Raw genomic sequence first — 17,670 nt, forward strand, 5'->3', positions numbered from 1 at the left:
TGGCGACACGGGTCGTGAGCCATTTTCAAGGTATTTCGCAAACGGTAAGGCTGTCATTGTGCCAAGGGCAAGCCAATCCCCTGGGCTGCGGATATGAAACGATTACCCATCCCACTCCGAGTTTCGCTTTTAGGCGTTCAAAGTCTTCGAGTTGGAATCTCTGCCATCCAGCGGTGGCATTTACCTGCATTTCCCAGGCTGGTCCAAGCTCGGGCACCTGGGTTACGAGCGATGGGTCTTTGATCATGTCGGCGAGTTGACTGCGCTCGGCGATTGCCCTGAAGCTGTGATAATCCTCGCCTGGTGCCGCAAGATAATTGGGGTCCATGGCGAAGTACGCATTGGTCGGAGTATTGGCACGAATCCAATCAAATGACTGCAGCCATGGATTGCTTGACGGTATGCCGGGTAGCTCCAGGTGGTCGGTGCCTGGGTACAGCGCAACCTGCGAAACAAACATGCCGGTGTTGGTGACGATAAGGAAGGCGGCCCAGCGCCAGGCGTTGGTTTTAAGCAAGTACTTACCGAGTAGGCATCCACCTATGAGCGTCAGGAAGTAGTAAATCAAATGCAGAAAGCGCATGGGCTGCATGGGTGTGAGTCGCTCCAGGGCTGGGGACTTCAACACGATCATGGCTACCGCTTGCTGGAAGAGGCCGTAAGAAAAAACGGCCAAGGTGAAGCGGGCCAGCATTGTTTCACCGCGCTGGCGTGCGATGCGCCACAACAGCCCGAAAAGGATGAGTGGTGCAAGCGCACCGAGCCATTCGTACCATGTCCAGGTGTAGAGGAAATAGTAGCCGCGTGTTTGGAGTGCTCGGTGCCAGACAGGTGTGGGTGATTCAAACACCCAACCGAGCGGGACGGCTGCGACCAGCGAACCACGCAATGACCGCAGCCACGGATGAACTGGTTTGAGCATCGCCATGGCGAGGAAGAAGCAGAAGGAGATTCCGAGTGCCGCCATGATCGGATGCAGCAGGAAGGCTAACAACAGCAAGGGAACTGCTTGCCAGTTCCTGCCTGACATGATGCGGGAAACTGCCAACAGGACGAGCGCGGTAGCAGTGTTGCGCGGGTGCAGATGCTGATCGGCCAGATACAGCGCAGTGCCGGCGACGGGTAGAGTCATCATTGCGGCGGTCAAAGCTACACCGGCCCATTGCACCCATTGCTCGGCGAACAAGATTCGCGCAATGAGCCAGCAGCCGAGAAGGATGAGGAAGATTGAGACAAACTGAAACAGCAGCTCCGTGAAAGCTACTGGGATATGCGTGAGGCGAATGAAACCGGCTATGCATTTGTCGAAGACGGTGGCTTGGGATTGGATACGGAAGAAGTCGGAGTCGTGCGGATAAAGTACGGGGTTGAGATCGGCCTTAACGGCGGTGAGATATACGGCATCGTCTTCCAGGCCGGGGTGATAGCCCATCACCGCCATGGCGAGTAGCGCGAAGAGAAAGACCAGCAGAATGTTCCGGCCGTGCAGATTCGCTAGATCCTTCAGTTGCTGCTCCTGTTCTTGCTCGTTAATGTATTTTAATTGCGAACGACTTGCAGCATCGTCATGGTCAGTCAAACAGCGGATGAAGCAAGGTTCTGCTGCTCTCGTATACTCAAAAGACTGTTGGCAAAGGGTGAAGCGGCGATTCGATTCGAATGTTTACCGTGATAGCACATTGTCCGTCTTTACAAATTGAATATGCAGAGTCTGGTTTCAGAGTCTACCGTCCCATTCAAGATCGATGTGGATCGCTCATCAAGCATTCATGAGCGGCCGCAGAACCGCCGTCCCGTACTCGTGCGCAAGCTGGCGATGGCAATTCCGACGCTGTGCGAAGCGGACAATATTCCGGAATTGCTCTGTCGCGTTCGCGCCGTGCTTAATGCACTCAACTTTGACTACGAGATCCTGATCATCGATGACGATAGTTGCGATGGTACTGCTGAGATTGTCTCCACACTTGCGCAGGAGGATGAGCGTATTCGGCTGCTGGTCCGCAAGGGGCAGCGGGGTTTGTCGGGCGCGATTCTTCATGGATGGGAAAATACGGATGCCACAATCCTCGGGGTAATGGATGCGGACTTTCAGCATCCGCCGGAGTTGTTGGCCGAACTCGCCAAGGCGATTGCATCGGGTTGCGACCTCGTGATCGGCAGCCGCTACACGCCCGGTGGCGGATACGGCCGATGGAACGTGATTCGTCGAGTGCTGTCGGCCGCTGCTGTGTGGGTTACTTGGCCAGTTCAACGCTTTGGGCTTCGCGCGAAAGATCCTTTGTCGGGATTCTTTTTTGTTCGTCGCGAATGTCTATCAGGAATCGAGTTTCAGCAGTCGGGGTTCAAGCTTCTGCTTGAAATCCTCGTTCGTGCCCGCCTCTCGTCCGTTCGCGAGATTCCGTTTGCTTTTGGCGAGAGATATCGTGGGGCAAGCAAGGCGAATATCAAGGTTGCGCTGGAGTATGGCCGCTTGCTTGCGCGTCTATACCGCGACAGATTCGGATTAGGCCGGTCTGTCCCGGTGAGCACGTTTGTGGACTGATTAGGCGTCAACTTACAGCGCGGGGAGTGCCGAGCGCATTATCAGAAATCCAACCACGCCGAGAAAAAAGACCAAGGCCATGCGGATGCCAGGTTCGCGATTCACCTCGGGGACCAGATCGCTTGCCCCGACGTAAAGCGCTACTCCGGCTGAGACGGGAAGACCATAGGGAAGCCAGCTTGGAACTAATTCAATGATCAAAACGCCGATGATGGTGGCGGCCGCAAGCATGACCGCTGAATAGAACGCTGCGGTGCGGCTGCGTCCACTGGCGAGCATCACAGAGGCCATGGTAAAGCCCTCGGGCGCCTTGTGGAGAAATACGGCCAGAAAGATGAGCCAGCCGAGCGCATTGTTCACTACGAATCCGGAGCCAATCGCAACGCCGTCGAATAGCGCGTGTACGCTAAGGCCGCCCAGGACTGAGTAGCCCGTTCGGGCGGAAACGAATTCGTGGTGATGTGTCTCTTCGCCATAATGGAAATGAGAGTTAATGGTGTGTTCGAGCAGGTGCACCGCGCAGTAGCCGACCATGATGAGGATCGGGCCGATTACAGGATTCAGCTTGAGGCTCTCAGGCGTCATCTCGAGCAGAGCGACAGCCATGAGGAAACCGGCACCCAGGGCAACGAAGTAGCGGAGATAGCGCTCGACGCCGCGGGCTCTCACCAGCACCAAGCCGCCAGCGACGTCAGCAAGCGCGGCCAGTACACCGAGGGCCACCGAGAGTTTGAGCATTCTTGCTTACCTATCCCTTGCTTAAGCTCACCCGCTGTGCCGAATGTGCATGACATCGCCGTCCTGCACCACGTACTCCTTGCCCTCAAGACGAAGCGTTCCCAGGGCGCGCGCATTTGCTTCGCTTCCTGCCGCTAAGAGGTTGTCCCAGCGAATGGTTTCGGCCCGGATGAAGTGATGTTCGAGATCGGAATGAATCGCGCCAGCCCCCTGCGGTGCTTTCGATCCCGCGGGAATTGTCCACGCGCGACACTCGTCTTCTCCTGCAGTGAAGAAGCTGATCAGGCCGAGCAATTCATAACTCTTACGGATCAGCCGCACCAGGCCGCTTTCGTGGAGACCATAACTGGACAGAAATTCCGCGGCCTCATCCTCATCCATGTCAGCCAGTTCGGCTTCAACTTTGCCGCAGATTGCGGTCGCTCCGGCATTTGGACGCTGGGCCACATCGGTCAGTTTGTAGCGCTCCACGGCTGCATCGAGGTCATCGCCGAGGGTCATGCTCTCGCCGATATTAACCACATATAAAACAGGCTTTTGCGAGAGAAACATGAATCCCTTAATGAGCTTCTTTTCATCCGCTGTCATCTCCAGTTCGCGGATCGGCTGCTCTTTTTCGAGTGCCTCTTTTGAACGCAGAAGGAGGGCTTGTTCTCTCTCGAGTTCGCCGGTGCGGCCTTTTTTAAGATCCTTCTCAAGTCGCTCAAGCCGCTTTTCCACCTGGGTCAAATCGCTGATCATCAGGTCGAATTCGACATTTTTCACGTCGCGAAGGGGGTCGATTGGGCCGACGTGGGGAATGGAATCATCCTCGAACGCGCGCAGAACGTGGATCAACGCATCGACGTTGCGCAGGCTTGTGAGGAACGCGGTTTCCTTCAGCGCTTCCTGACCGATGGCGGCAACATCGACATACTCAACCGTGGCGTGCGTGGTTTTTTTCGGAGAGTAAAGCGCGGAAAGTTTGTCGAGCCTGTCGTCGGGCACGCGCGCTACGCCGATGTGAGCTTCGCGCGGGTTGGAGTAGCCGCGATCTTCAAGCTTGGCTTTGGTGAGAATCTTGAATAACGATGTCTTGCCCACCTGAGGCAGGCCGATAATGCCAGTTTTCATGTGTTTCCGATGGAGCCCCTGCACGATACTTTGCGCGCTTCAGGACCTCTACGATGATACAAGAGTGAAACGCAGGGACTAAGGGCCTAGGGAATAGGGACTAAGGAAAAGGTCGGATTAGTTGCGGCGTTTCACAAAACGGAGGGCTGAAAACACAGCGGAGACCGCTGCGATCTTTGTGTCCACAATTCCAGTAGCGAGGGCGGTTTGCCGCACTTGATTTTCATTTAACGGATGTCCCGGACCCTTGCGATAGATAAACCAGATGGGCACTCCCGTCTTGAGTTGACCGGCGGCCTTATGCAGCGCGGCGTCTAAATCTGCTGGCGTATCGACGCGCGCAAGAATCAACTCGCCCGTGGTTTTCGAGACTTTTTTTGCTTTGGTGAGCGCAACCTTCAAAGAAGAATCATCTACGGGACCGATCACGCGAACCATCGATTCGGGTGTGATTCCTAGCTTCTTTGCAAGTGTGGGCGGGGGCTTGAGGAGGGTTTCGGCCCACTTTGCTGCGACTACATTGCCGAGTTGGAGCGAGACAGATTCACCTTCGAATTTGAAACGCAGGCTATCACCATCCGATTGGATGGTCTTCATTTTTGCGAAAGGAATCCGGCGGCGGATCTCTCCTCGCAGAATCAAGTCCGGTGGTTCGAGCAGCGCCTTTACCTTGCACTCGGCTCCATTCCAGATGCATGTGCATTGAGCTTCGCGTCCCATGAAGTCTCCGAAGGGTCGCATCACTAGACTGATTAATTCTTACCGCGCATTAGACTCGCGATGACTCCGCGAACGCCACCAGCACTACGGTGGCGATACCGAACAACAGGATCGCTTCTTCTACGTGTTCGCTGCGATTGTGGAGCATGTTGAAATGAGCAGTCGTTGGATTCGTACTGTCGGCGGTGTCAATTGCTCCTCCGGCGGCGGCACGATCGCGCTCCATCGCTGGGATGATTACATATTGCGAAAACGCTGTGCAGGCCAGCATTACAACCACGAGGACCATCGGCGCCAGGACCGATTTTGGCTTGTAGATGTTCCACGCGGGCGCCAACGCCATGAGAGCAAGCAGCACGAGCCCGCAGACTATTCCCATTCCGTGAAGGATGCGCAGCAATTCGCCGACAATCGATCCTGCAGTATGGGTAGCGCCGGGCAACGAACCAAATGTGACAGCCGCAACAACCGGAAAGAAAATCTCAGCGCCGATCCAGACAATGAGCGCGAGAAAAAGCAGCGTGCGAAGCAGGGTCTTCATCTCCGAAGGATACAAGGCGAGGGATGAACAGGGAACAGAAAATGGGAGTGTGCATTGGATCGCGTGACGATTCGAGCCTTTGGTCGGCAGTGACAGCTTGGACAAAAAGATAGCGCCCGCCGAATTGGGATGGGCGGGCGCTGCAGTTCGTAATTGGCGGCTAGGACTTGTTTTTCAGTGCTCGCTTCAGCACCGTTTCCAGTGCGGCTTTTGTTTCCGCATATTCTGCGGGAGTGACGGCGCCGGTCAGCTTTTCGCTCTCCAGCGAGAATAGTTCTTCTTTCAAGACACTCAGGAGGGCGCCGTTTTTTGAGGCGGCTGAAATCGCTGTCGCGGGGTAGGAATGTGGCGCTGATGTTACGACGCCTGCACCTGGTACTTGTGCGACGGCGCCAATCGTTCCCTCAGGCTTGCGCAGGAGAAATGCCGCGGCTGCGGCGAACACGAGGGCGAGTCCACCAAGGATCCACCACTTGTATTTGCTTAGCGGATCGGGTGTGTTGATGGGTTCTCCTATGCCGCCGCCGGGCTGGCCGTTTCCGGGCGCAGCGGCTGCGGGACCACCAGGACCTGCGGCGCCTTGATCTTCACGCGGCATTGAACCGGTGCCTGAGACCTGGAACTCCAATGGCTTACCGGGCGTCGCATTTTTCGCAACGAATGTCTGGATGTTCGGATCCTGGTTGATCGCGGTGAACGCGGAGCCGGAGCCAGGCGTAAATGTCATGCTCTTCGGCAGCAGTACGCCTACACTCTGAGTGGCCAGAGATTCTTGCGGACGGAAGGTGAACGAACCGTTATAGGGCAAGGCATAGCTGATATTGAACTGCGTATCCTTGTCGCCTTCGTCGGGCTGGATTGGAAAGTTAAAGGCGTAGTGTCCCTTGGCTCCGTTTGGCTGAAGCTTCAGGGTGGTGGGAAGGCTGCCGGTGCTGGGGCGCTGTCCCTGTGCCGATTCGACCACGGCTTCTTCGGGCAGCACGATTTCAAAGCTCTTCGGGCTCCACTGCGTGCGCGGAGGCATGCTGGTGTTATGCACGAAGTAGCGTTCGATGACATGCAACTGTCCATTTGCAACTTCAAGTTCGAGGACGTCCGCTTCCACGAAGACGCCATCGACCTTCTGTGCTACGTCGTAGACGGCGACATCAGGTATTGTTCCGCTTTGAGGAGCGTCCGCGAAAAATTCTGCTCCCTGATGTGTGACCTTCACTAGAGCTGGTGCGTTGCTGGGGCGATTGATTGTGTAGTGCCCACTGGCATCGACTGTAGTGTGGGCCACTTCCGTCATGCCGGTCATCGGTTCCACCAGCACTACGACGTCACCGGCCGCCGGCTTGCCCGTTGTCTTGTTTGTTACCGTGCCTGTTAACTGTGCGGCCTGGGCCAGTGCGCCTGCAAAAAGAAGGCAGGTAGTGGCCGCATGTAGAAAAGTTCTTTTCGATCTCATGGATTTTCCGCGATTCCTTAGTAGATGTTTTTCTATGCTTGTCGTTCCAAGTGGTCCATCTCGGCCACCAATTGAGCGGTTTCGTTTTCAAGCTGACTGCGCTGCTCCCGGAAATCTTCTTCCGGATATTTTCCAGCGCGATATTCAAAATTCAAGTCGCGCAGATTTTCGTAAAGCTGTTCTTTGCGCTCTTCGAGATAATCGAGTCGCGTCTTCTGGCGTTGACTTGCAAATGCATTTTCCGGCCAGAACGTGTAAAGGAACAATGCAATGGCCATCAGGCATCCAAGCGCTAATCCAAGGGTTTCGCTCATTGCTAGTAGCCTCCTTCGCTGCCGGTTTCACGGCGAATGCGGTCGTGGATTGCATCCATTTCGGGGGAACTTACGGGTTGTTGAGCCTCACTTTTGCCGACTGACCAATTGCGAACCAGCAGAATAGTTCCCAGCAGGGCCGCTGCGAAAACGGCGAAAGGCGCGATCCAGGCCACAAGATCAAAGCCGTGGGTCCGTGGAGCGGCCAGCACAGTGGCGCCATACTTGGCGACAAAACTGTCCAGCACTTGCTGGTCTGTCATTCCGGTATTGATGGCGGTGCGCAACTCTGCCAACTGGACCGGCGAGTCGGGACAGCCTACATGGTTGCACTCACCAAGAACCTGCCCACATCCGCAACTGCACATCATCTGATGGTTCAACTTGTCGTAGCGAGCACCTGCATCGCTCGCTCCCAAGGAGAAGCAAACGGCAATTGCAAGTGTTCCAGCCTGCAAGGTTCTTTTCACCACAGTCAAATTCAACGGAGCTGCCATATCAATCGCCGCCCTTCAGAACTGCTTCCGCATGCTCGGGTCGCGTGGCAGTGGTTCGCGATGAACCCGAAGCCGGCTTGAGACTTGGAACCAGAGCTATGAATGTACCCAGCACCATGAGCGCCACACCTGCCCAGATCCAGCTCACGAGCGGATTGAGAAATGCTTTGATGATCGGCTGGCCGGTGTCGGGATTGGTGCCTTCGTACACGACATAAAGGTCCCAACTTGGAACTGAATGCACTGCAACCATGGTCTGCGGTTGCTGGCTGGCCAGGTAAACGCGTTTTTCGGGCGCCATCTGGAATTGCTTTTTGCCGTTGCGGTAGACATCCAGTAGTGCATAGTCCGAGTTGTAGTTGGCGTTCGAGTCTTGTGTGAAGCCAACACACTCCAGCGTGTACGGACCCACGCTCATTTTGTCGTGCAGCGCCAGTTCCTGTTCGGTGTTTTTGTTGAACGCGGCACCGGCCAGTCCGATGACCACGATGACCACGGCGATGTGGACGATGTATCCGCCATAACGCCGCGTGTTGCGCCGGGTTAGCAAGTACATCGAATAGGCCAGGTTTTTCCCCGTCTGCCTTGCAATCACGCCGGCCCCGCGGAAAAACTCCGAAAGGATTGCGGTCATCACGCTTGCGGAGAGCGCAAATGCAACCAACGCATAGAAATTACCGGGATCAAAGGCTCCGTCATTCCAGGGCCGCACGCCGGCGGCGAAACAGACGATGACCATTACCCACAAGGCGATCGTCGGCAAGATGAAGTTGCGACGAACGGCTCGCAGCGACGTTGAGCGCCATGGCAGCAGCGGTCCAACGCCTGTCAGGAACAAGAGAAATAGTCCGATGGGAATGGCTACGCGATTGTAGAACGGCGCGCCAACTGTGACTTTGCTGCCCTCGACGTACTCGCTGAGGATGGGGAACAGGGTACCCCAAAGGATGACGAAGCAGGCGACCAGCAGTACGAGATTGTTGAAGAGGAAGCTTGACTCGCGGCTTACCAACGACTCAAGGCGATGCTCGCCTTTGAGGTGATCGCGCTGCAGGATGTACGTGAAGATGCACACCGCGAGAATGATTCCCATGAACACCATGAACCAGGTGCCGATGGAGGACTGTGCAAACGCGTGCACCGAACTTACCAAGCCTGCGCGGGTGAGCAGTGTTCCGAGCAGCGTGAGCAGGAATGTGGAGAAGATGAGCCAGACATTCCAGCTCTTCATCATTCCTTTCTTCTCCTGCATCATGACGGAGTGGAGAAATGCGGTGCCAGTGAGCCACGGCATGAAGCTTGCATTCTCAACCGGGTCCCAACCCCAATAACCGCCCCAGCCCAATACGGCATAAGCCCAGTGCATGCCGAGGAAGATGCCGCCGGTTAGAAACAGCCAAGTCACCAAGGTCCAAACGCGCGTGATCTTGATCCACTTTTCGCCCGGGTAGCGCATCATGAGCGCGCCGAGAGCGAAGGCAAACGGCACGGAGAATCCCACGTAACCGAGGTACAGCATCGGCGGATGAATGACCATCTCGGGATATTGCAGGAGCGGATTAAGTCCGTTGCCATCGGCGGGAATAGAACCGCGCAGGAGCGCGAACGGCGGCGCGGCAAAGTTCACTACCGCCAAGAAGAACACCTGAATTCCAGAGAGGATCGTGCCGGCATAGGCATAGAGTTTGACGTCGGTCTTGTGACGCAGGCGGAGAACGAAGCCGTAGGTGGCGAGAAGCCAGCACCACAGAAGAAGTGAACCTTCCTGGCCGCTCCACAGTGCCGCGAATTTATAGGCCGCAGGGAGCGCCCGGTTGGAGTGCTCCATGATGTAGGTGATGGAGAAATCGTTGGTAAAGACCGACCAGACGAGGGCAATTGCTGCCGCCGTGACCGCGAAGAAGGCGGCAATTCCGGCCCGGCGTGCTGTATCGGCAAGTCGTTCCGGTGCGATCGGCGCAGGCTGGCCCGTTGCCAGTAGTCTAAGCGCTACTGCGCCGGCAAACAGATTGTATGCGGCCAGCGCTAAAGCGATGAGAAGAGAGAGACTTCCAAACGTTGCCATCAGAGCTCCATCTCTGATTCTCGCACTGAGGACTAATGCCTTAGGGGAATCTAACGAGCCTATTCTCAACTATTTTAGGCCGGTGAAATGTGATTTGCCTCACACTAGGGGTGGAGTGGCGTCTCTTTCGGGAGGGGGCGCGGGTGGTCCAGCGCACGGTCTCTACCATGTGATTCAGAATCTGGATGTTTGAATTCTGGGCCTGGAGACACGAATCCGACCTTATCCGAACAGAAATTCCTTTTCCCGGAGTTCCTTGATGGAGTCGCGGAGTTTGGCAGCCTTTTCAAATTCAAATTTCCGGGCTGCGTCGCGCATTTCGGTTTCGAGTTTTGAGATGAAAGCATCGACCTCGGCCTGGGAGTTGAACTCGGGCAGACCTGCCGCCTCTTCTACTTCGATCTCGCCATATTCGGCCTTGAGGATCTGGGCCAGGCCCATATCCATCTTGTTGATGATGGACTGCGGCGTTATGCCATGCTCCTCGTTGTAGGCACGCTGAATAGCGCGACGGCGGTCGGTTTCGCCGATGGCTTGTTTCATTGAATCGGTCATGCGGTCGGCATAAAGAATTGCACGGCCTTCGAGATGACGCGCTGCGCGGCCCATGGTCTGGATGAGGGATCCGGATGAGCGGAGAAAGCCTTCTTTGTCCGCATCGAGAATGGCCACGAGCGAGACTTCCGGCAAGTCCAAGCCTTCGCGCAGAAGATTGATGCCGATGAGTACGTCGAACTCGCCTTTGCGCAGGCCGGCGAGGAGCTTCACGCGTTCGAGGGTCTCGATCTCGGAGTGCATGTAGCGGCATTTAACGCCGACTTCGGTGTAGTATCCGGCGAGGTCTTCAGCCATGCGCTTGGTCAGAGTTGTGACCAGTACCCGCTCGCCACGCTTGGCGCGATCGCGAATTTCCGCGAGCAGATCGTCGATCTGTCCCTTGACTGGGCGAATCTCCACTTCAGGATCGACGAGGCCAGTGGGCCGAATAACCTGCTCGATCACTACGCCTGCGGAACGGGTGAGTTCATACGGGCCGGGAGTTGCCGAGACGTAGATCGTCTGGTGAATGCGGTTTTCGAATTCATCAAACTTCAGCGGCCGATTGTCCATCGCGGAGGGCAGACGAAATCCATAATCGACGAGGTTCTGTTTGCGACTGCGATCTCCGTGCCACATGCCGTGGACTTGTGGAATGGTCGCGTGGCTCTCGTCAACGAAGAGCAGGAAGTCGCGGGGGAAGTAATCAAGCAGTGTTGGCGGAGCTTCACCGGGAAGGCGACCGGAGAAGTGGCGCGAGTAGTTTTCGATCCCGTGGCAGTAACCCATCGACTTGATCATTTCGAGATCGAATCGGGTGCGTTGATGCACGCGCTGGGCCTCGACCATGCGGCCCTCTGCCTCAAGATAGGTTACCCACTCGCTTAACTCGGTGACGATGGAATCGATGGCTTCGGCCTTACGTTCGGGCTGCACAACGTAGTGGCTCTTGGGGTAGATAGGGAGTCGCGAGTACTTCTGTTTCACCGTGCCGAAGAGCGGATCGATCTGCGACAGCGACTCGATCTCATCGCCGAAAAGTTCGATGCGATAAGCCGTCTCGTCGTAAGTTGGATAGACCTCGATGATGTCTCCACGCACGCGGAAGGTTCCGCGCCGGAAATCCGCGTCGTTGCGCTCATACAGAATTTCAACCAAACGACGAGTAATATCTTTGCGGCTGATGCGCTGGCCTTTTTCAAGCAGCAGCAACATGCCGTAGTAGGCTTCGGGCGATCCGAGACCATAGATGCAACTGACTGAACTGACGATGATGGCATCGCGGCGTTCAAACAACGAACGAGTTGCCGACAGGCGCAGCTTGTCCAGCTCTTCGTTGATGGTCGCTTCCTTCTCTATGTATAGGTCGCCTGCCGGAATGTAGGCCTCGGGCTGGTAGTAGTCGTAATAGCTGACGAAGTATTCGACGGCGTTGCCGGGGAAGAATTGCTTGAACTCGTGATAGAGCTGCGCAGCGAGAGTCTTGTTGTGTGCAAGGATCAGAGCAGGTCGATTGGACTGCTCGATGACCTTGGCCATGGTGAATGTCTTGCCGGAGCCGGTGACGCCGAGCAATACCTGGTGCTTCTCTCCTGCGGAGAGGCCTTGCATCAGTTCCTCGATAGCGCGGGGTTGATCGCCGCGAGGTTTGTAGGTCGTCACCAGCTGGAAATCCATTGAAAGATTATAGCTGAAGAGCGAAGATTAGGCGAAGATGCATCTTTCCGTTTGGATCGTTGCATAGCTAGAACTGCAGCTTCGCGCCGAACTGGATCTGCCTCGATGTTGTCGAAGTTGCTGTAACCAACCCGGCGGTCGGCGAAATTGCCGAAGTGGCTGATGTGTATACGACCTCATTCGGCGTCGACAGATTTGTGCGGTTGAGGATGTTGAAGAACTCCGCGCGGAATTGAAGGCCGAGACGTTCTGTCAGGTGTGCATTTCGTGTTGCTGAAAAATCAAACTCCGACAAGCCAGGTCCTAAGAGTGAATCGCGCGAGACGTTTCCGTAAGTTCCGGTGGCAGGCTGCAGGAACGCGGCTGGGTTGAAGTACTGCGATGGTGACTTCGGGTAGAGGTTTCCTTTGAAGTTCGGGTTCCAGTTTGGGCGCACTGGGTTGCGGGTGTCGCCGTTGCCAGTGGGGTTATATCCAAGTTGCGGCGTGAACGGGAAACCGCTCTGGACTGACAGGATGGCACTTGCTGTCCATCCACTGGCGATGAAGTTGACTACCGCTGGTGCGTGATTCAGATAGCGCCGCTTTGTTCCGAAGGGCAATTCGTAGCTGCCGTTGAGCGAGGCGGCATTGCGAACGTCAGTGGCTGCTGGCCCCCAATCCAATTTTGGATTTAGAGGGAACTCAACAAATGCGGGAGTGTTTCCGCTGACACTGGTATTCCAAGCCGATCCGTCATCAAGATTTTTGGAGTACGTGTAGTTGCCGCGAAACTGAAATCCGCTTCCGAACGAGCGCCGCACATCCACGATCAGCGAGTTGTACAAACCAACGCCATGCGACACCCAGGATGTTGAATTTGCCAGCGCCGGATTTGAGTTCTTTGATCCTGCTGGATAAAAGACTGTGCCATCGGTCTCATAGGTGGGCACCGGTTCGTTCATGTCTTCAGAGAGGATCTGGTGGTAGCTGTGCGATCCTACATAGCCCACGGTGAGAGAGGTGCGCGGCGCGATCTGCTGCTCCACGCGCAAGCTCCATGTGAGGACTGCGGGCGTGGCGATGTCGGGCTGCACGTTACTTGGCGAGACCTTGGTTCCTGCAGGTGGAGGTGTTCCCGGCGTGATCTGTAACTTCGAAACGGCGATGTTTGAAATGGACTCTGCTGTATTGAAGGGCGCGGTTTGATCAAGTCTGTAATCGAGTGTGTCGAGCAGCCCGTGATAAAGGCCGAATCCGCCGCGAACCGCGGTTTTGCCGTTGCCGCGAACATCCCATGCAAAGCCGACGCGCGGTTCTGGCAGAAACTTTGCCCGATTCGTTGTCAGTGCAGATGAGCCAACCAGCGGATCTGTTTGCAGCACTCCGCCAACGATCGCGTAATTTGCAGCGCGACCCTGGGCTTCATTCCATCCATTTGTTGATTCGAACCTAAAGCCGGCGCGCACTTCGAGCCGCGGTGTCACCTTCACCGTATCTTCAACGAACGCCGCACCCGCCAGCATGCGCCATCCGAGTTCCGTCGGAGAGGGAACTACGGTGAAAGTCTTCACCGTGCCTTGCAGGAATGTCTGCAAGGTGCTGAACGATGCCTGCCCGTACTGACTCTGCGCGAGCAGATCGTTCGACTGAATTCGCTGCAGCCATAATCCAGCCTCGACCTGATTCCGCCCCTTGGTCCAGTAGACGTGATCGTCGAGGGTATACAGATTGCGCGCAGCCTTGTTGTTGCTGCCAACGTTCAGCCCGGCTTGCGAAATTGCCGATGCACCATTCGAGGCCGTGCTACCGCTGATCACAATAGCGCCGATCGGCTCACCGGTAGCCCAACCCGGCAGCGAGACTGGTGAGTATCCCGTGAAGAAATAGCTTGCCCGCGAATATCCAAAACGTGCCGTGTTCAGGAAGGCGGGCGAGAAGACGTGCTGTTCCTGCACGCTGGCTACCTGTTCGCGCAGGCTCTCGTTGACCAGGCTCAGAGGATTTTGTGCCGGCGTGTTTGCTGTGCTGTCGTCGACGGTGTACACCGCAAACAAAAGGTCTTTGCCGCTCAGGTTGGCGTCGAATCGAGTAGTTCCGAAATCTTCGCGAATATGTTGCTTCGGATGCGAGAATGCTTCGGCAATTCCGCCGCCCAACTCCGGCCCATTCTGCACGGGCCACAACGCGAGCAGCGGCGCTACTGCTGCATCCACACCCACGTAGTGTTCCTGGCCCGATGAGTCTGGCAGGTAGCCGTTGCGCGCCTGGTTGTCTGGCACCAGCGTTACTGCGCTCAATCCCCAGTTTTGCCGGAAGCCCTCGTAGTTGCCGAAAAGGAACAGCTTATTGGCGCGAATCGGACCGCCCAGCGACCCGCCAAACTGATTGCGTTGAAATGCCGGAATTGTTCCCTGGTCGAAGTAGTTCCGCGCATCGAGCGCGCTGTTGCGAATGAACTCGAATGCGGTGCCGCGGAGATGATTTGTTCCACTGGTTGTGACGATACTGACCTGCGCTCCGTTGCGTTTGCCGTACGTTGCCCCGTAGGTATCTGTCGAAACGTTGAACTCGCGTACGGCATCGACGCCGAGTAGCTCTCCACTCGTCCCGCCGGGGGTAACGTTGATCAGAGATGCCCCGGTGTACTCAATTCCATTGAGTAGAAACAGATTGTCTTGCGGCCTTCTGCCGCTCACTGAAAACATATTTCCCACCGAGGAATTTGAAGAGCCGATGCCGCCCGAGCGCTCGTTGGTGTAGTTCACGGTCGCCGGATTCAGCGTCAGCAGTTCGTCGTAGCTGCGACCATTGAGCGGGAGTTCCTTTACCTGTCGCTCATCCACAAGGCCGGCAGTTTGCTGGGTGGTTGTATTTACGCCCGGATCAGAAGCATCCACTTCAACAGCCTGTTGCACAGCGGCTATACCGAGTACAAAGTTCAGTTGCAGGCTTTGTCCTATGGCGAGCGAGATTCCGGTCTGTCGTTGTTGCGCGAACCCTTCTTGGTTCACGGTTACGGAGTAGGAACCGACGGGCACCGACGGAGCGAAGAAGCGGCCGTCCTGATCTGTTGTAAGCGTTCGCGTGGCACCGGTTTCGCTTTGACGGACGGTCACGGTCGCACCTGAAAGCGTTGCGCCGGAGGGGTCATGGACCACGCCTCCGATGCTGCCGCCAACCACTTGGGCCTGCGCAGCGATTGCAACGATGACAAAGATAAATGCGTATCGAAAAAGCTTGAGTGTAGCGTTCACGGCTATCTCCTGGAAGATTTCTGGTAAGGACTGACCGGCAGTTATGCCGCGGTGGAATGCGGATACGCAGGTTCTACAATTGGGAATTGCGGAAGCGGGAGATCAGCGACAACAGAGGCAACAACAGCGCGACGACAGCCGGGAGGCGTCGAGGGAGAGGCGCGAGTTGGGGATTGCTAGCTGCATAATTTTGAAACTGAAAACTGAAACAGAAAAGCCGCGTCAGCTAGTGCTGAAGCGGCCGCCTGGGATTCGATTGAGACTTAGAATCTCATCCACGCGACCGGTCGAGCGCGCAACAACAAGCAACGGAAGCGACCGGAATGCGGTGAATACCCATCCCGTGAATATACCTGCGACTCAATTTTGAGTCAATCCCGCCAGGGCTTACTGCTCGGACGGGATTATCGTGTCGGGAGCAGAACGTCTTTCAGCCACGGAACAGGTAACGCACCTTCATCCAGCGCGCGATCATTGAAGTCAGTGAGGTTAAAGTCTTTGCCTTTCGCCGCTTCGTACGCTTTGCGCAAACGCCACCACTCGGTCGTGCCTACGAAGTATGTTGGCAGTTGAGTGGAGCTAAGCTTGGCCCTCTGCAGCTTACCGTCCGCCTCAGCGCGGGTCTGGAAGGCCTCATCCATCATGAAGTGCATCGCCTGGTCATCGGTCATTCCCATGGTCTGCATGCGAATGTCGAGAATGCTGTTTCCGATGGCGCGTAGCCACACTTTCAAGTAGCTCAGGCGATAGCGCGGATCGCTGTTTGCGAATCCCTGCTGCATCATCACCTGGGCGATATACTCGGCCCAACCTTCGACGTACGCGCCGTTGCCATACAAGCCACGAACCAACCGTCGTGTTTCAGGTTGGATCTCGTTGGCGTGTTCTGCTTGCACGTAATGTCCGGGCAACGCTTCGTGAATGCAGAGCCATTTCAGCACCCAGTTGTTGTACTCGCGCAACCTAGATTCAGCGCTGGCTTCGGGTGTTTTGGGATCGATTGGCGTTATCCAGAACTCAGCTTCGGCATTTGGATCGAGCGGCGGCGCAGAATGAAATCCTCCTACGGAATAAATCCCGCGCTCAAATTCAGGTGTGGCGATAACCTTCAGATTGTCGCGTGACTTCAGGGACACGATTTTCTTGTCGATGATGAACTGCCGAATACCAACTAGATCGTCCTTCGCAGTCTGCATCAGGTCGTCACGCTTGGGATGATCGTCTGCAATCTTTTGGAGGACCTCGCTGATAATCTTGTTTTCGCGTTCTTTTTGACCCAGGGTCGCATGATCGTCGTGGTCGGGGTAGTACTGCTTGTGCAGCGGCATGGCTAGTTCCAGCATCTCTGCGCGGGTTTTATCGAACGCGGATTGGGCCTCGTTAAAGACCTGCTCCGGCGTGATGTCCGTTTCCATAACCAGCCGGAATTTTTCTGCATACCATTCTTTGCCCAGCCGCCACGTGCGATCGGTTTTCCGTTTCGCTAGGTCGTTCTGCATCCATTGTGAAAAATCTTTCAGAGCCTTTATCGCTGGCGGCGCAGCCTGGTCGAATCGTTGTTTCAACTCGGGATGTTTGGAGACTGCTGCGGCGATCGTCTCCTGGATCAGGTCGACGTTGCCTTCGTTCTCCTCAATGGCGACCTTGATGAAGATGGGGTCGGCATCGAGTAGTTCGCTTTTTGCCTGATCCAGAAAGCGCGGCGTGGCCTGAACACGCGAGACAACATCGCTCAAACGTATGTCCTCGGTTGCGTAGTCATCGGTGAGGGGCTGGAAGAGCGATGCGCCGATCAGTTCCACGTACTCTGTCGGGTTGTGCCTGTAGTTCTGGATATGGTCGAACTCCAACAGGCTCTGCCCGATCTGATCGTCGATGAGATGCCAGTCGGCTGCATCCTCCGCACCCAAAGAAGCTACTGGAGTTTCGTTGTGGAAGCGCTCGCGCCATTTTGCGTACACGCTTCGCTGGTTTGCGATGCCATCGGGGCTCACGTCGTCTAACTGGGAATCGAGTGCAATCGTCTTTCCGGTTTTTGGATCGACATGCTTGTGGTAGCCGGCCTGCGACGCACTGGCTGGCGAAAGCGCCAGCGTCTCATGAACGAACTGCTCGCTGAGCTTCGCAAACTCCGCATTTGATTTCTGACCTGGATCTGCATTCTGCGTCGCAAGCGTACTCGCGCCCAGAATAAACGCTGCCAAGAATCTTATCTGCATAACGGATTTCCTCGATTCACGT

The 17,670-nt window shown here is 55.9% G+C and carries 13 protein-coding genes; 1 reads left to right on the forward strand and 12 read right to left on the reverse strand.

What is annotated here, in order from left to right; translation table 11 throughout:
• Positions 1-25: 25 nt before the first annotated feature.
• Entirely contained in the window at positions 26-1,579 is a 1,554-nt protein-coding gene (locus P8935_RS13025) for a hypothetical protein (RefSeq protein WP_348260725.1), read from the reverse strand.
• A 168-nt stretch (positions 1,580-1,747) separates the two neighbouring features.
• Here P8935_RS13025 and P8935_RS13030 point away from each other — a divergent pair, with 168 nt between their 5' ends.
• Positions 1,748-2,542: a polyprenol monophosphomannose synthase gene (locus tag P8935_RS13030; protein ID WP_348260726.1), complete on the forward strand. Its 795-nt coding sequence runs from the start codon at positions 1,748-1,750 to the stop codon at positions 2,540-2,542.
• Between the two features lie 12 nt (positions 2,543-2,554).
• Here P8935_RS13030 and P8935_RS13035 read toward each other — a convergent pair whose 3' ends face one another.
• The 11 genes from P8935_RS13035 to P8935_RS13085 form a co-directional block, all read right to left on the reverse strand.
• Positions 2,555-3,280: a ZIP family metal transporter gene (locus tag P8935_RS13035; RefSeq protein WP_348260727.1), complete on the reverse strand. Its 726-nt coding sequence runs from the start codon at positions 3,278-3,280 to the stop codon at positions 2,555-2,557.
• Positions 3,281-3,307: 27 nt separating this feature from the next.
• Entirely contained in the window at positions 3,308-4,393 is a 1,086-nt protein-coding gene (ychF, locus tag P8935_RS13040) for a redox-regulated ATPase YchF (protein WP_348260728.1), read from the reverse strand.
• Between the two features lie 117 nt (positions 4,394-4,510).
• A complete protein-coding gene (locus P8935_RS13045) occupies positions 4,511-5,113 on the reverse strand; it encodes a hypothetical protein (protein ID WP_348260729.1) in 603 nt (200 codons plus the stop codon).
• Positions 5,114-5,162: 49 nt separating this feature from the next.
• Entirely contained in the window at positions 5,163-5,654 is a 492-nt protein-coding gene (locus tag P8935_RS13050) for a DUF4149 domain-containing protein (RefSeq protein ID WP_348260730.1), read from the reverse strand.
• A 160-nt stretch (positions 5,655-5,814) separates the two neighbouring features.
• A complete protein-coding gene (locus tag P8935_RS13055; protein WP_348260731.1) occupies positions 5,815-7,104 on the reverse strand; it encodes a carboxypeptidase-like regulatory domain-containing protein in 1,290 nt (429 codons plus the stop codon).
• 32 nt (positions 7,105-7,136) lie between these two features.
• Positions 7,137-7,418: a hypothetical protein gene (locus P8935_RS13060; protein WP_348260732.1), complete on the reverse strand. Its 282-nt coding sequence runs from the start codon at positions 7,416-7,418 to the stop codon at positions 7,137-7,139.
• A gap of 2 nt (positions 7,419-7,420) precedes the next feature.
• Positions 7,421-7,915, reverse strand: a complete 495-nt coding sequence (locus P8935_RS13065; RefSeq protein WP_348260733.1) for a cytochrome c-type biogenesis protein CcmH — start codon at positions 7,913-7,915, stop codon at positions 7,421-7,423.
• A gap of 1 nt (position 7,916) precedes the next feature.
• The gene (locus tag P8935_RS13070) at positions 7,917-9,980 is read right to left on the reverse strand and encodes a cytochrome c-type biogenesis CcmF C-terminal domain-containing protein (protein WP_348260734.1); all 2,064 of its coding nucleotides are present in this window, start codon (positions 9,978-9,980) and stop codon (positions 7,917-7,919) included.
• A 222-nt stretch (positions 9,981-10,202) separates the two neighbouring features.
• Positions 10,203-12,194, reverse strand: coding sequence for an excinuclease ABC subunit UvrB (uvrB, locus tag P8935_RS13075; protein WP_348260735.1), 1,992 nt, complete (start codon positions 12,192-12,194; stop codon positions 10,203-10,205).
• 67 nt (positions 12,195-12,261) lie between these two features.
• Positions 12,262-15,429, reverse strand: coding sequence for a carboxypeptidase-like regulatory domain-containing protein (locus P8935_RS13080; protein WP_348260736.1), 3,168 nt, complete (start codon positions 15,427-15,429; stop codon positions 12,262-12,264).
• A 404-nt stretch (positions 15,430-15,833) separates the two neighbouring features.
• Positions 15,834-17,648, reverse strand: coding sequence for a DUF885 domain-containing protein (locus P8935_RS13085; protein WP_348260737.1), 1,815 nt, complete (start codon positions 17,646-17,648; stop codon positions 15,834-15,836).
• Positions 17,649-17,670 lie beyond the last annotated feature (22 nt).

Source organism: Telmatobacter sp. DSM 110680 (assembly GCF_039994875.1).
GTDB lineage: Bacteria > Acidobacteriota > Terriglobia > Terriglobales > Acidobacteriaceae > Telmatobacter.